The organism is Variovorax sp. PBL-H6 (assembly GCF_901827155.1).
Taxonomy (GTDB): Bacteria; Pseudomonadota; Gammaproteobacteria; order Burkholderiales; family Burkholderiaceae_C; genus Variovorax.
Map to the genome: position 1 here is coordinate 4,468,597 of NZ_LR594659.1, position 22,546 is coordinate 4,491,142.

Here is a 22,546-nt window from a genome sequence, read left to right on the forward strand (position 1 = left end):
ATGACGGAGCAACGCCACGCGGCATTGGCCATCCATCCGATCGCCGCCGACGAGCAAGGCGAGCGCCACGAGCTGCTGCGGCGGCGCCAGATCGTGCGTCGCACGCGCATCGCCGTCCTCATCGTGCTGGTGCTGCTGGCCGTCGGCGCGGCGCGCACGGTGTTCGTGCGCTTCGCCAATGCGCGGGAGCTCGAAGCCTCCTCCACCGAGCTCGCCAGGCAGTACGTCAAGACCGTGCTGCCGCAGACCGCCACAGCAGGCCAGACGCTGGCGCTGCCGGGCACGCTTCAGGGCTTCGTGCAGTCGCCGATCTCCGCGCGCGCCAGCGGCTACCTGAAGCGCTGGACCAAGGACATCGGCAGCCAGGTGCAGAAGGGCGAACTGCTGGCCGAGATCGAGACGCCTGAAATCGACCAGCAGCTCTCGCAAGCCATCGCAGCGCGGCAGCAGGCGGCCTCGGGGCTCGAGCTGGCGAAGAGCACGGTGGCGCGCTGGGAGAACCTGCGGAAGAAAGACGTGGTCTCGCAGCAGGACCTGGACGAGCGGCGCAGCGGCCTCGCGCAGGCCACGGCCAACGTGGCCGCGGCCGACGCCAACGTCCAGCGGCTGCGCCAGACCGAAGGGTTCAAGCGCATCGTCGCGCCATTTGCCGGCGTCATCACGCGGCGCAACGTCGACGTCGGCGACCTGATCGACGCGGGCGGCAGCCGGCCGCTGTTCCTGCTCGCGCAGACCGATCCGCTGCGCGTGTACATCAACGTGCCGCAGGCCTATGCGCAGCTGGTCAAGGCCGGCCAGCCGGTGGTCGTGACGCAGGGCGAGCTGCGCGGCCAGAGCTTCAAGGGCGAGGTGGCGCGCACCTCCGGCGCCATCGACACGGCCACGCGGATGATGCAGGTCGAGGTCGCGCTGCCGAACCGCGAGGGCCTGCTCCTGCCGGGTGCCTACGTGCAGGTCTCGCTGCCGCTGGCAGCCAGCCACGCGCTCAGCATCCCGGCCAACACGCTGCTGTTCCGTCCTGAAGGCACGCGCGTCGCGACGGTCGATGCCGAAGGGCGCGTGCGCCTGCGCACCGTCAACATCGGCCGCAACTACGGCGAGACGGTGGAGGTGCTGGACGGCATCGCCGCCAACGATCGGCTCATCCTCAACCCCTCCGATTCGCTGGCCGAGGGTGACGTGGTGGCCGTCGCCAAGGCACCGGCGTGAACGTGCAGTTGCGTCCCTGGGCGGTCGCGGCAGGTGCGCTGCTGCTGGTGGCCTGCGCCGCCGGTCCGGACTATCGCGCGCCGCAGGTCGAGGTGCCGGTGAGCTGGCAGTTGGAGGCGCCCTGGCGCGAAGCCGCGCCCGGCGATGCACTCGACAAAGGCCCCTGGTGGCAACGCTTCGGCGACGCCCAGCTCGATCGCCTGCAACAGCAGGCGCTGCGCAACAGCCCCACGCTGACGCTCGCAGGCGCACGGCTCGCGCAAGCGCGCGCCTCACTGGCCGCGGCCGACGCTGCGCGCTATCCGCAGCTGGGGCTGGGCGCACGCGCGGCACGGCTGAAGATCTCCGCCAACCGCCCGCTCACCAACTACACGGCGCAGAACTTCTCGACGGTGCAGAACGACTTCGCGCTCTCGCTCAACGCAAGCTACGAGCTGGACCTCGCAGGCCGCGTGCAGCGCTCGGTGGAAGGCGCGACCGCGTCTGCCGAGCAATCGGCGGCCGACCTGGAAAACACGCGCCTGCTGCTCACCACCGACCTCGCCTCGGCCTATTTCAACTTGCGCGCGACCGACATCGAGCTCGACGTGCTGTCGCGCTCGATTGCGCTGCAGCGTCGCGCGCTGGAACTGGTGACGGCGCGCCACGAGCTCGGCGCCGTCTCGGGGCTGGACGTGGCGCAGCAGCAGGCGCTGCTGGACAGCACCCTGGCGCAGGTGGACGTGCTGACGAAGCAGCGCTTGCAGTACGAGCATGCGCTCGCCACCCTGAGCGGCACGCCGGCGCCCAGCTTTGCGCTGGCGCCGGACCTGCGCCCCATCGTGCCGCCGGCCATCCCGATCGGCGTGCCTTCGGAGGCACTGGAGCGCCGGCCCGATGTCGCCTCGGCGGAGCGCGCCATGGCCGCGGCCAACGCGCAGATCGGCGTCGCCACGGCAGCCTTCTATCCCAGTGTGATGCTGGCGCCGATGGTGGGCGTGGACAGCCGTGCCATCGAGAGCCTGTTCAATGCGCCCAGCCTGCTGTGGTCGGTCGGCGTCTCGGCCACGCAGGTGCTGTTCGACGGTGGGCGCGTGCGTGCCAACGTCGACTTCGCACAGGCGGGGCATGAGGCCACTGTCGCGAACTACCGGCGCGTGGTGCTGACGGCGATGCAGGAGGCGGAGGACGGCATCACCGGCCTGGCCGCACTCGACCGCGCGGTGACGCAGTCGCTCGCCGCCGTCGATTCGGCGCGCCGCGTGCTGGACATGGCGACCAGCCGCTACGAGGGCGGCGCCTCCACCTACCTCGACGTGATCAGCGCGCAGCAATCGCTGCTGACGGCCGAGCGCCAGGCCGCGCAACTGCAAGGGCAGCGCCTCGCGACCTCGGTGTTTCTCGTGAAGGCCCTTGGCGGCGACTGGTGCGGCGTCGCGTCGCGCAGCGCCGGCAGCGCGGCCGGCGCTAGAACAGACTGCCCTGCCCCGCCGCGCCGGGTGGCCGGAACGCGCTGAGGTCGAGCGCGATGCGCTCTCGGTTGAAGCCCAGGCGCTGCGTTGCCTTCTCGAAGCGCTGTCGGATCAACTCGGCCCAGAGGCCACTGCCGACCATGCGCGTGCCGAACGACGCGTCATAGTCCTTGCCGCCGCGCATCTCGTGGATGCGCGCCATGATGCGCGCGGCACGCTGCGGGTAGTGCAGCTCCAGCCACTGCTTGAAGAGCGGCGCCACTTCCCACGGAAGGCGGATCACCGTGTAGAAGGCGCTGCGCGCGCCAGCCTCCCAGGCGGCCTCGAGCACCTTCTCCATGTCCTCGGTGACGAAGGGAATCTGCGGCGCCACGCTCACGCCCACGGGTACGCCCGCCTCGGCCAGCGTGCGCACCGTGCGCAGCCGCCGGTGCGGCGCAGCGGCGCGCGGCTCCAGCTTGCGCGCGAGATCGCCGTCGAGCGTGGTGATGGTGACGTAGACCGCTGCCAAGTGCTGCGCCGCCAGGGGCGCGATCAGGTCGAGGTCGCGCTCGACGGCACTGGACTTGGTGACCAGCCCGAAGGGATGGCGCACCTCCTGGAGCAGCTCGATCACCGAGCGCGTGAGCCGAAGCTCGCGCTCGATCGGCTGGTAGCAATCGGTCGCGGTGCCGATCGCCAGATTCTGCGGCCGGTAGCCGCGCCGGCCGAGCTCGGTGCGCAGCACCTCGACGATGTTGCGCTTGGCGATCAGCTTGGTCTCGAAGTCCAGGCCGGGCGAGAGGTTCAGGTAGCTGTGGGTCGGGCGCGCAAAGCAGTAGATGCAGCCGTGCTCGCAACCGCGGTAAGGATTGATGGAGCGGTCGAAATGGATGTCGGGCGAGTCGTTCTCGCTCAAAACCGACTTCACATCCTCGAAGCGCACCTCCGTCTGCACCGGCTGGAGCGGCTCCGAAGAGCCTTCCTCGAGCGTGCCCCAGCCATCGTCGAAGGCGTCGCGCTCGTCGCGCTCGAAACGATGCGGCAGCCGGGTCGCCGCGCCGCGACCCTTGATGGCGTGGAGGGGAATGAAAGCATCGGGCATGGTCTTTCGCTTCGAAAAACTGTACGAACATACAGTATTCCACCAATTTGGCGCCCATGCACGCTGCAAGCCGAGGTCTAAACTTGATGATGACCTGCCACTCACTAGACCGGCCTGCATGACGCCCGCGCCACTCGACGCCTTCCTGCACGCGATGCCCAAGGTGGAGCTGCATTGCCACCTGTTCGGCACCGTGCGCCACGCCACCTTCGCCGCGCTCAATCGCCGTGCCGGGTCACCGCTGGCCGAACAGGAGGTGGAGGATTTCTACACGCGCGGCGAGAAGCCGGTGGGCGTGCTGCGCGTCCTGCGCGCCCTCGACGCCCAGCTGCTGCGCACGCCGGACGACCTGCACCGGCTGACGCTCGAATACCTCGAGGACGCTGCGGCCCACCACGTGCGCTACAGCGAGTTCTTCTGGAATCCGACGGGCACGGTGCATGTTTCCGGTATTGCCTACGTGGACGCGCAAGCGGCGATCGTCCGCGCCATCGAGGACGCCGAGCGCGACTTCGGCATCACCGGTCGCCTGATCGCGGCGATCGATCGCGAGGCCACGCCTGAAGCCGCCGTCGAGATGGTGGAGTGGGTGACGGCGAACCGCTGCGAGGAGGTGATCGGCATCGGCATCGACTACCGCGAGGTCGACCGTCCGCCGGAGCTCTTCCTGCAGGCCTACCGCGACGCACGCCGTGCCGGCCTGAAGACCACCGCCCATGCCGGCGAGTTCGGCATGCCGTGGACCAACGTACGCACCGCGCTCGACCTGTTGCAGGTGGATCGCATCGACCACGGCTACACGGTGGTGGACCAGCCTGCATTTGCGCGCGAATGCGCCGACCGCGGCGTGCTCTTCACAGTGGTGCCGACCAACTCCTACTACCTGCGCACGCTCCCGCCCGAGCGCTGGGCTCTGGACCATCCCATCCGCCGCATGCCTGGGCTCGGCCTGCGCATCCATCCCAACACCGACGATCCCACGCTGCACAAGGTCACGCCCACGCAGGCCTGGGCCATGATGGTGCGGGACTTCGGCTTCGGCCTCGACGATCTGCGCAGCTTCATGCACAACGGGCTGGACGGCGCATGGATCGACGACGGCACGCGCCGTGCATGGCGCGCGCAGTGGAGCCAGGAGTTCGACGCACTGCGCGTGCAACTGCCCCCCGACGCCATCCCCTCCGGAAACTGACCATGCCCCAGCCTCAGCCCAAGTCCAAGCCCCTGCGTCTCGCCTCCCTCCTACTGGCCGCTGCCCTGCCCGGCGCCGCCATCGCTCAGGCCGCCTGGCCCGCAGCCAAGCCCATCACGCTGATCGTGCCCTACTCGGCCGGCGGCAGCGTGGACTTCAACGCCCGGCTCGTCGCCACCAAGCTGGGCGAGCGGCTCAAGCAGTCCGTGGTGATCGAGAACGTGACCGGCGCCGGCGGCGCGATCGGCGTGGCCAAGGCGGTGAACGCAACGCCCGACGGCTACACGCTCGTCGCCGGCCCTGACAGCGCGATCGCCATCGGCAAGCTGATCAACCCCGCTGCCTTCAAGTTCGACCCGCTGAAGGACCTGGCGCCGGTGGGCATGCTCAATACGGCGCCCATGGTGCTGGTGGCGCGTCCCGGCTTGGCGGTGCAGAGCTATGCCGATTTCGTGAAGCTCGCGAAGGCCTCGCCCGGCAAGTACAACTACGCCACTTCGGGCGTGGGCACCGTGCTTCAACTGGCAATGGAACTGCTGAAGGAAAAAAGCGGCATCTTCGTGACCCACGTGCCTTACCGCGGCGGCGCGCAGATCGCAACCGACGTGATCGGCAACCAGGTCGACCTCGCGATGCTGGTCAGCACCAGCGCGATACCGCACGTCAACGGCAACCGCCTGAAGGCGCTCGGTGTCACGGGCAGCAAGCGGCTGGAGGCGCTGCCCAACGTGCCGGCGTTTGACGAGATGCCAGGCCTCAAGGGCTATTCGATGGTGAGCTGGACCGGCATCTTCGCGCCGGCGGCCACGCCGCCGGCGACCGTGAAGCGCCTCAACGAAGAACTCAACGCGGTGCTGAAGGACCCGGAGGTGCGCACCAAGCTGCAGGAGCAAGGCGCCCTGCCCGGCAGCGGCACGGCCGAGGAACTCGGCAAGTTCGTGCAGGCCGAGTACGCGCGCAACCAGAAGATCGTGCAAGCCGCAAATATCAAGGAGTGACATCGCGCCACGGCCGCGCGAATCTCGCCAAATCTCTTCGAGCGCAGTCATCTCGAAGTCAGCTGCGTAGCATCCTTTTCGCGCCCGCCGGATGCGGTTTCCCAACCCTGACTTTCGATCCTCATGATTTCATTGCTGCGCTACGCAACGCTCGTCATCGCGTGCCTGACCACCGGCTGCGCGAGCTTGCCGCCACCGGCGCTCCGCGTCCCCGAGCAGGCGATTCCCGCTTCGCCGGAAACAAGACTTGCGCGCATCGCGCTGTCATCGCACGCCGGGCCCGGCGACCGGTCTGCCGTGCGGCCTTTGCCGCAGGCCAGTTTCGCGCTCGATGCCCGGCTCGAGCTCATCCGCCGAGCGCAAGCATCGCTGGATGTGCAGACCTACCATCTCGGCAACGACAAGACCGGCCTCTTGATCCTGCGCGAGCTGCGTGACGCAGCCCGGCGCGGCGTGAGAGTCCGGTTGCTGCTCGATGACTTCCATACGGTTGGCCTCGACCGCGCTCTGCTCGCATTGGCCACGGAGGCCAGCGCCGAAATCCGCCTGTTCAATCCATTTGCGAGTGGCCGCGAGCACAAGTCCACGCGCTGGGTCAGCTTCTTCGGCGACTTCAGCCGCCTCAACCATCGCATGCACAACAAGCTCCTGGTTGCGGATGGCGCCATAGCGATCGCAGGCGGGCGCAACATGGCCGACGAATACTTCATGCGCAGCGAGGGGGCCAACTTTCTCGACTTCGAGCTTCTGATGGCCGGCCCCGTCGTGCCCCAGTCCGCGCGCATCTTCGACGAGTACTGGAACAGCGACGTGGTGTATCCACTGGCGCAGGTGGTGCACACGCGCGACACTGCGGACACCCTGAAAGACGAGTTCGAGCTCGCCAGCTCCGAGGCCCATGCACCCCGGCCTGATGCGCCACCCGACGCCGACGCATTCGGTGAGCCCCCGCTTGGCAAGGAACTCGGCCGCGGAGAGCTCCGGTGGATGCATGCCGAGGCAGAGGCCTTTGCAGACAGTCCGAACAAGGCCCTCGGCACGCGACCTGCGAACATGGTGACTCTCGCGCAACGCTGGTACGCGACCATGGAAGCCGCCAAGTCGCAGTTGCTCGTGATTTCGCCGTACTTCATTCCGGGGGACAAGGGGATGGAACGCATCCGCGCCGCGCGTGCGCGCGGGCTGCCCATCACCGTCATCACCAACTCCCTGGCCGACACGGACGAGCCGCTGGTCAACGTCAACTACAACAGCTATCGGGTCGCGCTGCTGCAGGCAGGCGTCGAACTGTTCGAGGTGAGCTCGCGCCAGATGAAGCGCAATGGGGTCATGCGCCGCGCGCTGCGCGACGCGCAAGGCCGGCTGCACGGCAAGCTGGCGTTGATTGACCGCGAATGGGTTTTGCTCGGCTCCATGAACCTCGACCCGCGATCGGCATTGCTCAATACCGAATTCGGCGTGCGGGTACGGAGCTTCGAGCTCACGCAAGCGCTGCACTACGCCTATCAGCTGGACAATGTCGAAGGTGTGTACCGCGTCAAGCTCGGTCCCGACGGCCAGGGAGTTCAATGGGTGGGCACCGGCGATGAATCGAACGAAGTGCTGGACGACGAACCCGACTCCAGCATGCTGACGCGCCTTCAGCTGCTGATGTTCTCGTGGTTTGTCCCGAGTGACCAGCTCTGAATCTCGGCCAGACGCAAAACGCGCGGTGCCCGCGCGCACAGGCGCTCAGGACGGCTCGCCTTCCACCGGCCAGTCGCGGATGTCGGCCTTGAGCCAGCGCGTTTTTCGCCCAGGCGGAGCTCGGCCATCTCTGAAGTCTTGATGGAGCTCATCGGTCAGAACCGCCGCGAGGTCACGCTGATCTGCAAGGTGTTGCAGGTCGCCCCATTGGCCTATTGGCGCCATGCAGCGTGCCGGCGCGATCCGGCACTGCGCTGCGCTCCGTCAATGTCTGGCCCAGCTTCCATCTGCTCCATAACTCACGTGCCTCCTGCAATGTCAGGCGCTGTCTGCGTCTTGCCATATCGGTCTTTCAAACATCACTTTGCACATGATGCTGCGATGACCGGTTGACCCACTGTCCTCTGCGTTCGGACGACCGATCCCGAATTGATGGAGCACCATCTCGTCTTATCACAAGCCCGGCGCAAATGGAACCTACTAACTTTGGTAGCTTGCAGAACTACTCAAGGCCGTCAAACTGCGGTCCCCCGACCTTGAGAAAAAAATGCAGCCGACAAAGACTTCCCCCTGGGCTGTACCGACTTCCACATGGAGTTCGGAGTGGGACAAGAAAGCGTCCTTGAAATGGCTGGGCCTTACTGGCCCCCAGAACATGGCCATGTCAGACGACATGAATTACTTTTCGCCGCACCTGGTGCGGTTGAACGCACATCCCTTGGTCTTTGGAAAGGGTGAGCCCGTCATCAAGGCACTGCAACGCCGGCACCTGTACCGGTATCTGGCTGCGACTGAGGCGATCGAGATCGAGATGGTGAACCCGGCGCTGCAGTTCGTCATGTCCAGCAACATCGCCCCGGAGTTTGTGCTGGATGCGTACAAGGTCTACACGGATGAGGGCTTCCATGCGCTGATGTGCATGGACCTGAGAAACAACATCTCCAACGGCGAGATGCCTTACCTCCTGCGCTACAGGAGCTCTGCCCTGGACAGGACGCTGGCGCTTGTGAAAACAGGCACCGAACCGGACGCTCAACTGATCCTCCTTGCAATCGCCTGCGTGAACGAGACGATGATCGCGTCCAGCCTGTCCCAGGCCACCGATTACACGGTGTTTGCTGCACTGCGTGAACTTGTCATGGCGCATGCCAGAGACGAAGCGGCGCACAACATCTATTTCACCGAGCTGATGGTGGACTTCTTCCCGCGATTGTCCGCGCGAGAGCAGCGCTTGCTGATCGACCTGATGCCCGACATCTTCAACTCGCTCCACCTGTCGGACAAGACCGGTGCCGAGAACGACCTGCGCGCGCAGGGATTCAGCGAGTCTGAGATCCAGATCATCCTGGGCGAAACATTCAACGGCGAGGTCGACCATGAAGGGGTGCGGCGCGTCTGCCGCAGCTCCCTGCGCATGCTGTCCCGCTGCGGGCTGCTCGATATCCCACAGGCGCAAGAAGCTTTCGCTGAAAAAGGCCTGGCCTATTTGTTTCAGTGACCACCGGCCGAGCACCCACCCTGGCCCAGACTCCGCGCGAAATCGATGCGCAGGACGAAAAACGAAACTCTTGAAATGAGCAACAAGAAAAAACTGCTGATTGTCGAAGTTCTGAGCCGCGGCCCTGCGCTCCACTACCGCTATGACGTGTTCAAGTCCAAGGGCTACGAGCTCTTCTATCTCACCACCAGTCCAGGGGTCCGCTACGCCTTCGAGGGACTGAAGGTTGTGCCCAGCCGGCAGATCAACGATTTCATCGTCATCGCCACCGCGTGGCATAAAGCCGAGCGCTTCGATGCCATCATCACGACAGACGAGGCTTCGGTCATCGCCACGGCCGTGCTCGCGGAGCGCCTGAAACTGCCTGGGCCTTCGATCCAAGCCGCGCGCTGCAGCCGCAACAAGTTGCTCATGCGTGAGGCCCACCGCCGGCACAACGCCCCGCATCCCGAGTTCGCGCGCTGCGATGAAGTCGAGGATGCCACCCGCTTTGCCGAACGCGTCGGCTACCCGGTGGTGATCAAGCCCACGCTGGGCGCCGATTCGGAGCACGTCTACCGCGCCGACAACGCCCAGCAGTTGGCACAGCGGTTCGCCCAGGCCATGGCCGGCAACAACAACCATTCGCACCGCTTCGCCGAAGCGGAATGCGACGAGATGGGCCCTCACACCTTGCTGGCCGAGGCGTTTCTGCAAGGGCCCGAACACTGCGTCGAAGCCATTGTCGAAGGCGACCAGATTTACATTGGCTCGATCGCGGATCGCCTGTCGATGGAAATGGACGTGTTCGACAACGATCTCTACAGCACGCCGACAGCGCTGTCGGCCGAGCAGATTGCCGCCGTGTCGAAGGCCGTCCTGTTGGGCGCCAAGGCGCAGGGCATCGAGCGGGGTGTGCTGCACGCCGAGCTCCGGTTTCACGATGGAAAGCCGCATATCGTCGAGATCGCGGCCCGCCCGGGCGGCGGCTCCCTGCAGTACATGGCGAAGATCAGCTACGGGTATTGCTCGATCAGTGCAGCCCTCCGCGTCGCCGAGGACAAGCCGCCATCGCCGGTCCCCATGCTCCGGCCTACGGGCCGAGTGGCGGTGGGCCTGACCATGCTGTGCGACGAGGGCTGCCTGCAAAGCGTGGAAATTCCCCAGGGCCTCCTGCCCCACCCGGATATCTTCAACTTCACCGTACTACCCAAGGCCGGTTCCGTCATCAAGCGCCCCCCGCACGGCAACGACATCTTTGCCTATATCGGCGCCACGGGCGACACGCTCGACGCGGCGTTGCGCAACGCCGCGACCATTGCCGCGCGGGTTCGCGTTCGGTTTGAAACCGACGAGACCGCACCGTGATACTGACCGGCTGCGAGATCGAAGCGATGCGCCAAGCCGGGCACATCGTCATCGAGCCCTATGACGCCCGGTATATCGAGCCGAATTCCTACGGCTTCCATCTTGGCGAGAAGCTGCTGCGACTCGATGGCGATGTCGTCGATCCGACCATTTCCACGCCAACCACCGAGATCGCCATTCCGGAAATCGGCTACGTGCTGCAGCCCGGTGCTTTCTACCTGGGCCACACGGTAGAGCGCATAGGGGGCGTGCGGGTCAGTGCCGAGCTCTTCGCCAACCACTCCACCGCCGCGATGGGTATGTGGGTGCAAACCAGTGCGCCGCTGGGGCATGTCGGCGCCGTCATCAACTGGACGCTTGAAATCTGCACGACCCAGGCCATCCGGGTCTACCCACGCATGAGGATCGGAAAAATCTGCTTCTGGCAAAACTTCGGCCACATCGACACCTACGCGGGCCGCTACTCGGGCTCCCAATCCGTCGTGGCTTCAAAAGCCTTTCTGGACCCATCATGATTCTTACAGGCAGCGAAATCGCCAAGCGCGTCGGAATGGGCGACATCGTCATCGATCCGTTCATCCCGGAAAACATCAATCCGAACAGCTACAACTTCCGGCTGCACCACGAGTTGCTCGTCTACGACCAGGACGTGATCGATCCGGCGGAAAAGGCACTCACCCGCATCATCCAGATCCCGGCGAAAGGATTGGTGCTGGACCCACAGCGCCTCTACCTGGCCTCGACGGTCGAAAGGATGGGCAGCGAGCACTTCGTGCCGACCTACGCAGCGCGCTCCTCGGTCGCGCGGCTGGGCATGTTCATCAACCTCTCGGCCCCGCTTGGCGACATCGGTTTCATCGGCCACTGGACGATCCAGTTGTATTGCCTGCACCGCGTGCGGGTGTTCGCCGGCATGAACATCGGCCAGATGATGTTCTGGCACGTGCGCGGGGACATCAACCTCTACGCAGGCAAGTACAAGAACGCCGCCGGAGTTATCGCCTCGCTGATCTTCAAGGACTTTCACAAGAAGCTGGGGGTTCATCCCTACGAAGGCCAGCCACTGAAAGTGGTGAGCGTGGAAGCCGATCTTTGAAGGAATAACAATGCCCGGAAAGTACAACCAGATCAAGAAACTCGGCGTCCGTCTTGCTGTCCCGCCACTCACGGCCGTGACGGAGCAGGACTTGGCTGCATGGTGGGAAAACCATGGCGCCATGCGCCACGCCATCGAAAGAATCCTCACCACCATCAACGTCACGTCCTCGGCGTTCCTGGACGAACATCTGGATGAACTCCAGAGCGTGATCCGTCCACTGTGGCGCCCTGAGGCTCAAGAGCTTCTGGGCGCCAGGCTTCGCGAAGCCGGCCTGGGGTTCGACGAGCCGCTGGCGGTGCGCTCGTCCTGCTCGGTGGAGGATGCGTACGACCACAGTTACGCCGGCCTCTTCGTCACGCGCCTGAACGTTCAGGGCGCACGGGCGCTGGAACAGGCCATCGAGGACGTATGGGCTTCCTGCTTCGGCCGTGCCGCGCTGATCGAGCGCCTGCGCAGCGGCTCCCTGACCGCCCCGAGTGAAATGACGGTCATCCTCCAGCGCATGGTGCAGGCCGCGTGGGCCGGCGTCGCCTTCAGCCATGATCCCGTCAGCCGCGAGCCCCTGTGCATTGTGGAAGCCGTGTCCGGATGCGGTGACGTGCTGGTTTCCGGTGAGGTCCGCGGCGTGCGCGCGCAAGTCGACGGAGATCGGGTCACGCCGGAACTCGATCGAGAGCTCACAGCCTTGTTCCGGTCAGTGGCCAACCTTGTCGAGCAGGTGGTCGCGATCGAGGTCGGCGAACCGACCGACGTTGAATGGGCGCACGACGGCACGCAGCTGTGGCTGCTGCAAGCGCGCCCCATCACCACCATCGGCAACGCGCGTGAGGTGCGGGCACCGGTTTGCGAAATCGTTCCGCTCTATGGCGCAACCGACGAAGAGATCGAGGCATTCAAGCCCCTGCCGGACTTCGCGCAGTACTTCCGCAGCAAGCGCAAGCCCATGGCCGACTTCGCGCAGCGCCTCGGATTGCCGGCGGCCACCGCCCTGCTCATCCGCGCCAACCGGGCCGGTCTGGACGAAAGCATGGGCACCGAGCTGATGCGCCGCTTCAGGCAGCCACAGCAACTGCTGGATCTTTCGTCCCGCGTACGCCAGTTGACAGTGTCACGGGAGCAGGTGATCGCACGGCTGCGCGAGTTGCTGGGCCCGGCACCCAGCACTTTCGTGCTGCGCGATTTCGTACGCGGCGAAGGCGGACTGATTACACAGGTGGCCCGCCAAGCCACGGAAGCCGATGGTGTTCTGTGCGAATGGTCCCCGGAGGGGCTGCTGGCCATCAACCGCGGCACCGCTTCCACGGTGACCTTCATGCTCGATATCCCGGCGGACGTCGAAACCGGCAGCAATCCCATCGGGGCGCCGGCCATCACCACGGCACAGCGATTGTTGCTCTACCGGGCCACCCGGCAAGCGCAGGTCGAGTTCGGCCGCGTCCAGCTGGAATGGGTCAGCGACGGCGGCCAGCTCTACATCATCGACTATTCCTTGCTCGACGCCATCGGCACGCCACCGGAAAAAGACGGCACTCGCATCATCTCGGCGGGCTACGCCAGCGGCGTGCCGGTGGTCGTCGACGCCTCCCGCGACATCGAGCAGCTCAGCATCGCGGCCTGCGTGTCCCTCACCGACATCCCGTCCCCTGCGGCGCTGGGCGCGCTGGTTGCCCGGCTCCATGAGCGCATCCTCGCTCACGATGGTCCAGTCATCGTGGTGTCGCCCAGGCCCTATGCCGCATTGGCGCCGCTCGTGCCTTTCGCAGCCGGCTTCGTCTTCGAGCAGGCCTCCACGCTATGTCACCTGGCCATCTTGCTGCGCGAGCACGGCGTCCCGGCTGTCGAGTCACTGCCGCTTTATCAGCAGGCACTGGCCTCCAGAACCCAACGTCTCACCGTGAATTCATCTGCCCTCATCCCATCATGACCCACTCCGTGCTGATCTTTCTCTTCAAGGCCGGCGACCATTGCGCACCGGTGGACCGCGCCTTTCCGCCGATCGCGGTGCTGCACGCACGCTCGGACAGCATGCAACATGGGGAGAACGGCTTGTTTGTCTCCGGCGCGCCGATGCAAGTCCAAGCGATACAGCTGGCCGGCGGAGCGAGGACCGAGGTCGACAGCTTCGGCTATGACTTTCGCTACTTCAGTCCCGCGCAGCGGCAGGTGAGCGATGCCGCGACGCTCCGGCTGCAGGCGGCACTGGACCGCTTGCAGCCCCACGGCGCGCCCGCCGCCCCGGGGCTGGTTCCGATGGTCATGGCCACCGCCGGGCCGGAGCACCTGACCTTCTATCGCTACGTGCAGCAGGGCGAGCCCGGCGCCGTGTATCTGCAGTATCACCGCGCTCCCCCGCAGCCCAATCTGCCATGGGGCGAGCTGGTGTCGCTCCTGCAGGCGGGGCAGCCTCGCCTGGCGCAGGCCTGGCCCTTGCTGAACGACGACTGCTGGTTCAGCAAGTGGCGCTCGGACATCGAGATGGAGCGCAAGTTCACCTTCGAGGGCATACCGGACACTTGGCAGCTCATCAACCAGCTGTACGACGAGGTGCTCGATCGCAAGCTCGCAGGCTACGTGCCCGAGTTGGATCGCGACTTCCAGGTCTTCGACTACGAGTCCCACATCTTCGAGGTCAGCGGCGATCCGGATGAAGCCGGCTACATCTCATTCATTCCGCAAGCGGACGGCCGTATGACGCTCAAGCGCAAGTGGTTCATCGAGAACGCGGAGATCCGCCGTGAAACCGTGGCGGGCAACCTGAACATCGAGCTCGGCCAGGCACCGGCGCATGTCAGGACGATGACCACCGCCAAGGTGCGCCGGCTGCCGGCGTTTCGCAGAAAGCGATTCGACGTCAACTTCGAATCGCTGCGCACCGGAAACGTCTATGGCGTGTACTTCGACATCTGCCGCACCACCTCCCCACGGCATGCCTTCGCCCAGTGCGAAGTCGAATACTGCCGCACCCGCACTTTCCATCCCCTGCGGGACGTCATGGAGGAGTTCGAGCACATTGCGGACTACGTCAAGCGGTTCCTGGAGCGCAAGCAGATCGCCTTTCGTCACGACACCTTCTCCAAGCTGGATTTCGTTCGCGAAGCCCAGGCCCTTGCGCAAACCCAACTCGCCACGTCCTGAACCGGCATCTTCGGCACTTCACATCCATGACTGATCTTTTCATTGCTTTCGGCGACTGGACCCTTCGTCACAACGAGCCGCTGCCGGCGCAGCGCGCAAGGTTGAGCCTGCGCTGCGCCCCGGCCAACGTGCGCGATCACCATCATTCGCTGCTACTCGACTTGCGCGGGGAGTTGGCGGCTTTCGGCGAAATCACCGATCACGGCCTGCGGCGCAGCGCCGAGCCCGCCGCGATTGCCTGCGCCAACCTGGCGGCGGATGAACTTCCGCTCGCTGTTGTCGCCCTGGATGGCGAAATGCTTCGCGTCACCCACCTTCTGACGCGAGTGGAAAAGCGCATCACCCACCTGATCAAAGCCCCCCATCCCGTCGCCATCTGCCGGGCCGAACACCTCATCGATACGCTACGCGAAGGCTTCGAGGTCAACCACCTCTACCTCAACAACTTCGAGTGCTACTACATCAAGGGCATGCCCGATACCGAGCTCGAGCAGAAGTTCAACATCGCAGGTGAATACGACTATCACGTGCTGAATCGCCAATGGTACGCAGCACTGGACGATCGCCGCATCGGGGGCTTCGCTCCTCAACTGGGCGACGAGATCCAGCATTGGTCCTACGACAACGACTTTTGTCGCATCCAGCCCAATCCGGAGCGGATGGCCGGCTACGTCTCCATCATGCATTGGAGCCGGGTGCGCAAGTCCAGTTGGGACGATCCAGTCGTCACCTACAAGAAGAAGCTGTACCGTGAAGATGCGCTGGAGCGGTGGGAGCGCAACTATGCCGACCAGCGCATCACCGGTACGCCCGAGGAATCCATGGCGTCCTTCTTCAAGCTGCCGCTGTCCGCGCTGCCCTCGTGGCGGCGCACGCGCTGCGACATGGCGTGCGAAGCGGTGGAGACCGGCAACATCTTCATGATCAATTTCGAGGACAGCCGCGTGCGCAACGATAACTCCCCACAAGGGCGGCTGCAGCAGTGCGAGATCGAATACCTGAAGACACGCGGCCAGCCCGACGAGCGCCTGATCTACGCTGACCTTGCCAGGCTGAATGACGCGGTCGATGCATTCATGCTCAGCGTCGGCCTGGTGTGCGAGCGCACCAACTACTCGAAGCTGACCTTCCTGGAAGAGTACGTGCGCGAGCATCAGGACTGGCGCACGTTCAACGAGCGGGGTCAGAGGGCATGAACAGCGTCGCTCTCGGGAATGGGGTCGTACGGCTGCGCCTGCGATGGGTCGGCGCAACCGGGGGCCTGGCTCACGCGTTGATGGATTTTCTGCAGCCGTGGTTCGTGCCTGTGGCTTTAGCGCGCACCGCGGACCTGACGCTCAACTTGCGGCCGGCTGTGGAATTCGACGCAGCAATGCGCACGCGTTGCGTCGAGCCCTTCGTTCTGCGTCGCAGTTCGGCCGCAATCTTCAATCTGGAAGTCAAGCGCGGCGTCTCGGCGGAGGGCTTGAAGCTCGCTTGGGACGAGGAGCGCGAGGTGGGCTACGAGATCGACGCAACGGCAGCGTGCGTTGACTTCTATGGTGAAGCCGACACGGCCTTCATCCATCTGATCGAGCTGGTGCGCTACTACGGGCTGCTCACCGAGCAGGCGCACGGGACCCTGGTCTTGCACAGTGCGGCTGTCAGGCACCGCGACAGCGATGATGTCATTGCGCTCGTTGGCGCCAAAGGCGCCGGCAAGACCACGACCATGCTCTCGCTGTTGACCAGCGGCGAATATGTCTACTTCTCCGGCGACAAGCTGCTGCTAGACCACAGGGATGGCCAGTTCAGGGCGCGAGGCTGGCCTGACTACCCCCATGTCGGGATCGGCACACTGCGCAGCCATGTCGATCTGGCGAAACGGCTGGGCGTCGGCTTCGAGGCCGACGACGGCACGCCATTGCCTGATTACCACAAGGTGTTGCTTGAGCCGTCCCGCTACCTGGCCGCGATCGGCAAGCCCTCGCAGGCACGCGGTCGGTTGAGCCGGGTCATCTTGCCCCGGATCCACGAGGGCAGGCAGGCGCAACAGGTTGCGGTGGAAAGGACCGAGAAGGAAGCCATGTCGCCCAGCGACCTGTTCGAGTGGCCGCACCAGTTCGTCACTGCGACCTGGCATGGTTTGCCGTGGGCCACGCGCGCATACGCGGCGGAGGTGCCCAGCGACACGATGCGCGCCCTGCAGAGCTTGCCGTGGGACTACCGCTTCGGCGTGGACGCCGTGCCTGCGGCCCAGGTAGTCGAGGAGGCTCTGTGAAGCAACTGAGAGTCAGCCTCATCGCGCCGAGCGGCGCCGGCAAGAGCACCGTCGCAAGCTTGCTGAAGTCCGCATTCGAGCAGTCAGGGCTCAGCGTGCAGATCCTGAAGCTTGCAGCCCCGCTGTACCAGCTGCAAGCCGGCTTCTACCGCGAATGCGGGGTGGAATTGACGGCCGGCCAGCAAGACCAGCACCTGCTGGAGGTCATCGCAACCGAGATGCGCCGCATCGCGCCGCAATCCCTGGTGCGCCATTTCGGCGGACGCCTCGCCGGCACCGACACCGATGTGGTGCTCAACGATGATCTGCGAGACGACCAGACCGACTGGCCCTGGCTGCAGCGCAACGGCTTCACCGTGGTTCGCGTGTTGGCTGGCGCAGTCCTGCGCAACCAGCGGCTGCAAGGCCGCGGCGATCTGACCTTGGTGAAGGACAGTCCGCTCGATGCGCAGATCACGCGAATCCGCGAAGACCACACGGTGACCAACGAAGGCTCGCTTGACACGCTGCGCGTCCAGGTGGAGGCGCTGGCGGCCTCGCTGTTGCAGCCCGCAGCCGCCGCCGCACGGACTTGATCCGAAATGGCATTGCCGCGCATCGTGTGGTTGCTGGTCGACGGACTGCCGCACGAGCTGGTGCGCGCCTACAGCGCGGCGTGCCCGGGCTCGGGACTGGCGGCTTTGCACGCGCAGCATCGCACCGTGCCGTTGACGCCGCTGGCGCCGAACTGCCAGACGCCGCCTTCGCTGTTCACGATCTGGAGCGGACGAGAGTCAGAGGAGCACAGATTGCTGGGCTACGACGTGCCCCAAGCCGTCAAAGGCGATCCCACGGCCTATGTCGAAGGCTTCCAGGCCTGGCCCAGGGACATCAGGATGGTTTGGGACCTCTATGCCGATCAGCTTCACACCATCCGCACCTGTGCGGCGCCCTTCGTTCAGCCTGATCGCCTCTGGCCCTGGCTGCTGTCGGCCACCGATGTATTTCGCCCGCCCCTGGCCGCTCCGCGCGTGCTCGGTGACGGTGAGATCCTGTCGATCGCCGCGTTGGCGCTCAACTTGCGCGTCGAGGCCAACGACCGTGAAATCGTGCTGCTCGATGACCAAGGTTGCGAATGCTGGCGCTGCGCGTTCAGCTCTGGCCAACCTGAAGAGCCCTGGCTCCTGTCCGTCGCGGTGGCGGGCGACACGCACCTCGCCCTGCGCCTGCGCGGCGCGTGGATCGACGGGCAGCCCAAACTGATCTTCCTTGGCTATCACCCGGTACTGGTGCATGGCACCGCCGCGGAGGCACGCACGCGCAGGGGCCGCGCGACGCCCTACGTCGTGGCCAATCCAGGCAAGCTCTACGCGGGTGGCGAGCTGGGCCGGCGCATTGACCAAGGCGGCCAGGGGCTGGCCGAGGAATTGCTGGTTTCGCTGATGCATGACGTCCATGACAGCTTTGCAGCAGACATACTTGGCGCCGTGCAGGCCGGTGACGCGGACCTCGTTGTCGGCTACTACCCCGTGATCGACTTGCTGTGTCATCAACTGCTGCGCCACGCCGTAAGGAACGAGCAGCTGAACGGGCCTCTGGCCGGTGCCTTTCTTGAGGTCATGGACTGGCTGGACAAGCTGATCGCCGCGCTGGCCGAGCGGATCGGCCCGCAGGTGCGCTTCATCGTCAACTCCGACCACGGCATGCTGCCGATCGCGTGGGAGGTGAGCCCCAATGTCCTCTTCGCCAAACTCGGCTGGATCGCAAGCCGTCCGGATGGTGCCATCGATCCAACTCGATCGATCGTGTTCTTTCATCCTGCCGAGAACGGGTTGCTTGTGTTTCACCGGGAACGGCTGCGCGACATCGGCATGACGGCAGGCGCGGTGATCGACTTGTTGGCGACTGCGGTCGCTGCGGCCGGATTGCCAGGGCTGAAGACCATTCCCGGCGCGCCTGCTCCTTTGGGCGAGGCTTGGCAGTCGGATCTCTATCTGCAATCGCCGCCGGGGGCGAGGGCCCGCGCCAATCTCCACGGCGAACTGGTCAAGCGCAGCACGAAAGGCGGTGACCACACTGTCTGCAGCTCGCAGCCCTGGCTGCGCGGAACACTGATCGACGCCGGCATGACCCGCTGGCTGCCCCCTTGCAACGGTGAACTAGCCCTCGCGCAACTGCTGCCTCTCGTCATGGCCGCGACCTCCCTTACCGGCGCCAAGGAAGCTGCCGGCATGCCGGACGAAGCCATCCCCAGCCCTTGAACTTCACCACGGCACTGCCAAGCATGATCAAGTCTGTTCTGTTCGACATCGACGGTACGCTGATTGCACGCGGACAGGCGCTGCCCGGCGCCATCGAGGCCCTGGCCAGCGTCCGTCGCCACGGGATCGCCATGCGCTTCCTCACCAATATCACCGGCCGCGGGCCGGAGCTGATCGCGGCTGAGCTGCAGCGCCAGGGACTACCCATCGAGGGCCACGAGATCCAGACCGCGACGACCGCATGCGTCGAGTACCTCAAGTCTCGGCCCGGGATGACCTGCCACCTGATCGTGCCGCCCTCGGTCCGGCCGATGTTCGACGGTGTCGCGATCGATGATCAAGAGCCCGATGTGGTGGTGATCAGCGATATCGGCGAGCAGTTCAACTTTCAGGTGCTGAATCGGGCATTCCTGATGCTGCGGGCCGGGGCTGAACTGGTGGTGCCCCAGAAAGGGCTGTTCTGGTTCGACCATGACGGCCCCAAGCTCGATTGCGGCAGCTTCATCGTCGGGCTGGAAGCCGCCACTGGCAAAGAGGCGACCGTCACCGGCAAGCCTGCCGAGCTTTTTTTCCATCGGGCACTCGCCCATGTCGACTGCCGTGCCAACGAAACGCTGGTGATCGGCGACGACCTCGGGACCGATGTGCTCGGTGCCGCGCGCATCGGCGCCGCCTCGGCATTGGTAGGCACCGGCAAATACGCGCCCGGCGCCGAACGCACCGGCCCGGTCCGGCCCGACTACTTCCTGCCGACACTTGAGTTGCTGCCGCGTCTGCTGAGCACGCTCAGGGGATAGGCGATGCTGATAGCCCAGCTCTCCGACCTGCATGTCGACGCGGCTGATTCGGCCAACACGCGGCGAGTACGTTCGGCACTGGCGGCGCTGGCCCAAGTGCGGCCGCAGCCCCGGCTCGTGCTCGTCACCGGAGACCTCACGCAGCACGGAAGACCGCAACAGTATGAGCTGCTGCGAAATCTGCTGGGCGATTGCGGCCCTTGCGCGCTGGTCCCTGGAAACCACGACGACGCGACGCTGCTCCATCGCCTGTTCCCCGATGTGTCGCCACCTCGCGGCGGAATGCTGCGCCTCGAAGTCGAGGGCTTGAGGCTGCTGCTCGCCGACAGCTGCGTCGCCCGCCAGGACCACGGCGAGCTGGGCAAAAACTTGCTGCAAAGCATGGCGCTGGAACTGGATTGCGACCCTCGGCCCACCTTGCTGGCAATGCATCACCCGCCCGTGCCCGCGCACGTACCGGCGATGGAAGGAATGGGCATGCGCCAAGTCGCGGCGTTCCAGGAATGGGTCGCGCGGCGCGCCTGCATCATCGCGATCCTGGCAGGCCACTATCACCAAGCGCAGTTCGCCACCTTGCCCGCGGGCTGCCCCGTCATCGTCGCGCCTTCGGTGGCTCCGCCCCTGGTGGCCGATTTCACGGCGCCTTCCTTTCAGGTCGAAGCCAAGGCCCCCGCGGGCCTGCTGCATCTGTGGAAGCAGCGCCGCCTCAGCTCCCATTTTTTCATCTGCGACCTTCCGGCAGCCAACCCCCTGCAAAAATGAACAACCTCATCGGCGTTGCATTGGTGCTGTTCTTCGTGCTGCTGTCGGCGGTGAACGGAGTTTTCCTGTCCGCGTTCCTAGTCAACGTGGATGTCTACGTCACCCTGCTGTGCGTCTTCACGCTGATCGCAGTGCTGTTCAATGCGTACACCTTCTGGGCGCATGGCCGGATCTACCGGCGCTTCTCGCGCCAGGTGTGGCTCTACATCGGCCTGTCGAACCTGACCACCGTGGGCAACTGGTTCGGCTTCTTCTTCGCGGTGAAGCATCTCGAGCCGGCGATATCGGCCACGCTGATCAATTCCGTGTTGCCGCTGGCAACCATCGGCATCGCCATCGTCCTGCTCGGCCAGCGCCGGCGCGAACCTGCCGAGCTGCTGTCCGCCGTCGCTCTCATGGCAGCGATGCTGATCACCGCCGGGGTGGTTTTCTCCGGACAGTCGAGCCGGCCCGCGGTGGGGTTCGACAGCTATGTTTTCGGTGTGGCCATGTCGCTGGTCTGCGGCATCTCCATGGCCTTGAACACCGTGGTGGCCAAAAAGCTCAACACCCTTGGCGTGGCCCCTTCCACCATCATGGCCTACCGCTTCTTCCTGCTCATCCTGACCGCTGCTGTCCTGGTCGATGGTCCGGTGCTGCGGGCCGATCTGCAGCAGTTCTATCCGGAAATGCTGTTCATCGCCATCCTCGGCAACCTGATTCCGCTGTTCTCGCTGCAGTTGGGTATCAAGCGGCTGAGCCCGGTGACCGTGGTCTTCCTGAACGGCCTGGGGCCCATCACTCACTTCGTTGTGCAGATCGTGAGCGGCCTCTATGCGTTCTCGCCGGCCTCGCTTGCCAGCATCCTGTTTGCAACCATGGTCATCTGCGTGGGAGCCTACTACTCCAACCGCAGTCCCGGCACAAGGCGTACGGGCAAGTCCGCAATGCTGGAAGAGAGCACGAAGCATGCCGTCTGAAATCGTGCCGAACGCCGGCTTGTATCTCTACCTGCCGTTGGCCGTACTGATTTGCTCCATCGTCCAATCGCTGGTGGGAGTGGGACTGCTGCTGTTTGGAACGCCCACCCTCCTGCTGCTCGGCATGGAATTCGGCGAAACCCTGGCCGTGCTGCTGCCTTGCTCCGTGACCGTCAACCTCTGCCAGCTCCACGGAGGGCTGCCATGCAACAAGCAAGCCATCTTGCGGATTGCGCGGATCACACTGCCGATGATCTTCCTAGGGCTGCTCACTACCCTCTGGGGCATGGATACCCGCTGGATGCCCATAGTCGTGGGGTTTGCCCTGCTCGGGCTTGGCGTCCTCAGGTTGTCGTCGCGCGCGCTTGCTTGGCTCAATCGCGTCGTGGCCAGTTACCAGAACACCTACCTGGCCGTCATGGGCCTGGCCCACGGCCTTAGCAATATGGGGGGCGGGCTACTGGTTGTCTACGCCGGCACGCTGTCCGACGACAAGGAAGAGATCAGGCGCACCATAGCCCTCGGCTATCTGGCGTTCGCGCTGACCCAGTTGGCGACGCTGGCGATCAACCAGCCGCAGCTTTTTCACACAGGGAATCTTTGTCTTCCGGTGATTTCCCTTCTGTCGTATCTCGCCGGCAACCGGCTGTTTCAACATCTAAGTACGGCCCATTTCGGCCGCCTTGTGACGGGCCTGGTCTTGACCTACGGCGTCGTCACTGTGGGCAAGGCACTTGGCTAGAAGGTGGGGCCAGGCGAGAAGGCGATGCCGCCGCGCTTCGCGCGAAGGCAACGGAAGCGGCGCACTGGCACCTGCGGGACGTTGGAG

At 65.0% G+C, this 22,546-nt stretch carries 20 protein-coding genes and 1 other annotated feature; of the genes, 19 read left to right on the plus strand and 1 reads right to left on the minus strand.

The annotated features are described in order from the left end of the window. The gene (locus tag G3W89_RS21135; RefSeq protein ID WP_162576012.1) at positions 1-1,209 is read left to right on the plus strand and encodes an efflux RND transporter periplasmic adaptor subunit; all 1,209 of its coding nucleotides are present in this window, start codon (positions 1-3) and stop codon (positions 1,207-1,209) included. Continuing rightward, positions 1,206-2,705 (plus strand): efflux transporter outer membrane subunit, encoded by a 1,500-nt coding sequence (locus G3W89_RS21140; protein ID WP_232076671.1) that lies wholly within the window; start codon positions 1,206-1,208, stop codon positions 2,703-2,705. The genes G3W89_RS21135 and G3W89_RS21140 overlap by 4 nt, the downstream gene beginning before the upstream one ends. On the opposite strand, the gene G3W89_RS21145 is transcribed toward G3W89_RS21140, so the two are convergent. Beyond that, a complete protein-coding gene (locus G3W89_RS21145; protein ID WP_162576013.1) occupies positions 2,656-3,744 on the minus strand; it encodes a PA0069 family radical SAM protein in 1,089 nt (362 codons plus the stop codon). The genes G3W89_RS21140 and G3W89_RS21145 overlap by 50 nt on opposite strands. A gap of 118 nt (positions 3,745-3,862) precedes the next feature. On the opposite strand from G3W89_RS21145, the gene add reads away from it, so the two are divergent. From add to G3W89_RS21230, 17 genes are all read left to right on the plus strand, one after another. Beyond that, complete coding sequence (add, locus tag G3W89_RS21150) at positions 3,863-4,936, plus strand: adenosine deaminase (protein ID WP_174258274.1); 1,074 nt, start codon at positions 3,863-3,865, stop codon at positions 4,934-4,936. 2 nt (positions 4,937-4,938) lie between these two features. Next, positions 4,939-5,934 (plus strand): Bug family tripartite tricarboxylate transporter substrate binding protein, encoded by a 996-nt coding sequence (locus G3W89_RS21155; protein ID WP_162576015.1) that lies wholly within the window; start codon positions 4,939-4,941, stop codon positions 5,932-5,934. A gap of 123 nt (positions 5,935-6,057) precedes the next feature. Further along, entirely contained in the window at positions 6,058-7,620 is a 1,563-nt protein-coding gene (locus tag G3W89_RS21160; RefSeq protein WP_162576016.1) for a phospholipase D family protein, read from the plus strand. Positions 7,621-7,717: 97 nt separating this feature from the next. After that, positions 7,718-7,827: a sequence feature (AL1L pseudoknot), on the plus strand. Positions 7,828-8,281: 454 nt separating this feature from the next. Then, entirely contained in the window at positions 8,282-9,118 is an 837-nt protein-coding gene (locus tag G3W89_RS21165) for a diiron oxygenase (RefSeq protein ID WP_162576017.1), read from the plus strand. A 75-nt stretch (positions 9,119-9,193) separates the two neighbouring features. After that, positions 9,194-10,465: an ATP-grasp domain-containing protein gene (locus G3W89_RS21170; protein WP_162576018.1), complete on the plus strand. Its 1,272-nt coding sequence runs from the start codon at positions 9,194-9,196 to the stop codon at positions 10,463-10,465. Next, positions 10,462-10,980, plus strand: coding sequence for a dCTP deaminase (locus tag G3W89_RS21175; protein WP_162576019.1), 519 nt, complete (start codon positions 10,462-10,464; stop codon positions 10,978-10,980). The genes G3W89_RS21170 and G3W89_RS21175 overlap by 4 nt, the downstream gene beginning before the upstream one ends. Next, a complete protein-coding gene (locus G3W89_RS21180) occupies positions 10,977-11,561 on the plus strand; it encodes a dCTP deaminase (RefSeq protein ID WP_162576020.1) in 585 nt (194 codons plus the stop codon). Before G3W89_RS21175 ends, G3W89_RS21180 begins: the two co-directional genes overlap by 4 nt. 10 nt (positions 11,562-11,571) lie before the next feature. Continuing rightward, positions 11,572-13,488 carry a PEP/pyruvate-binding domain-containing protein gene (locus G3W89_RS21185; protein ID WP_162576021.1) on the plus strand — a complete coding sequence of 639 codons (1,917 nt, stop codon included), beginning with the start codon at positions 11,572-11,574 and terminating at the stop codon, positions 13,486-13,488. Further along, positions 13,485-14,699 carry a hypothetical protein gene (locus G3W89_RS21190; RefSeq protein ID WP_162576022.1) on the plus strand — a complete coding sequence of 405 codons (1,215 nt, stop codon included), beginning with the start codon at positions 13,485-13,487 and terminating at the stop codon, positions 14,697-14,699. Before G3W89_RS21185 ends, G3W89_RS21190 begins: the two co-directional genes overlap by 4 nt. A 26-nt stretch (positions 14,700-14,725) precedes the next feature. Beyond that, complete coding sequence (locus tag G3W89_RS21195) at positions 14,726-15,895, plus strand: hypothetical protein (protein ID WP_162576023.1); 1,170 nt, start codon at positions 14,726-14,728, stop codon at positions 15,893-15,895. Beyond that, a complete protein-coding gene (locus G3W89_RS21200) occupies positions 15,892-16,959 on the plus strand; it encodes a hypothetical protein (protein WP_162576024.1) in 1,068 nt (355 codons plus the stop codon). The genes G3W89_RS21195 and G3W89_RS21200 overlap by 4 nt, the downstream gene beginning before the upstream one ends. Then, the gene (locus tag G3W89_RS21205; protein ID WP_162576025.1) at positions 16,956-17,534 is read left to right on the plus strand and encodes a dephospho-CoA kinase; all 579 of its coding nucleotides are present in this window, start codon (positions 16,956-16,958) and stop codon (positions 17,532-17,534) included. The genes G3W89_RS21200 and G3W89_RS21205 overlap by 4 nt, the downstream gene beginning before the upstream one ends. A 6-nt stretch (positions 17,535-17,540) precedes the next feature. Then, a complete protein-coding gene (locus G3W89_RS21210; RefSeq protein WP_162576026.1) occupies positions 17,541-19,199 on the plus strand; it encodes an alkaline phosphatase family protein in 1,659 nt (552 codons plus the stop codon). Further along, entirely contained in the window at positions 19,196-19,996 is an 801-nt protein-coding gene (locus G3W89_RS21215; RefSeq protein WP_197893573.1) for an HAD-IIA family hydrolase, read from the plus strand. Before G3W89_RS21210 ends, G3W89_RS21215 begins: the two co-directional genes overlap by 4 nt. Before the next feature lie 3 nt (positions 19,997-19,999). Next, a complete protein-coding gene (locus G3W89_RS21220; protein WP_162576027.1) occupies positions 20,000-20,758 on the plus strand; it encodes a metallophosphoesterase in 759 nt (252 codons plus the stop codon). Continuing rightward, positions 20,755-21,717, plus strand: a complete 963-nt coding sequence (locus G3W89_RS21225) for a DMT family transporter (protein ID WP_162576028.1) — start codon at positions 20,755-20,757, stop codon at positions 21,715-21,717. The genes G3W89_RS21220 and G3W89_RS21225 overlap by 4 nt, the downstream gene beginning before the upstream one ends. Next, positions 21,707-22,459: a hypothetical protein gene (locus tag G3W89_RS21230; protein WP_162576029.1), complete on the plus strand. Its 753-nt coding sequence runs from the start codon at positions 21,707-21,709 to the stop codon at positions 22,457-22,459. Before G3W89_RS21225 ends, G3W89_RS21230 begins: the two co-directional genes overlap by 11 nt. Positions 22,460-22,546: the final 87 nt, after the last annotated feature.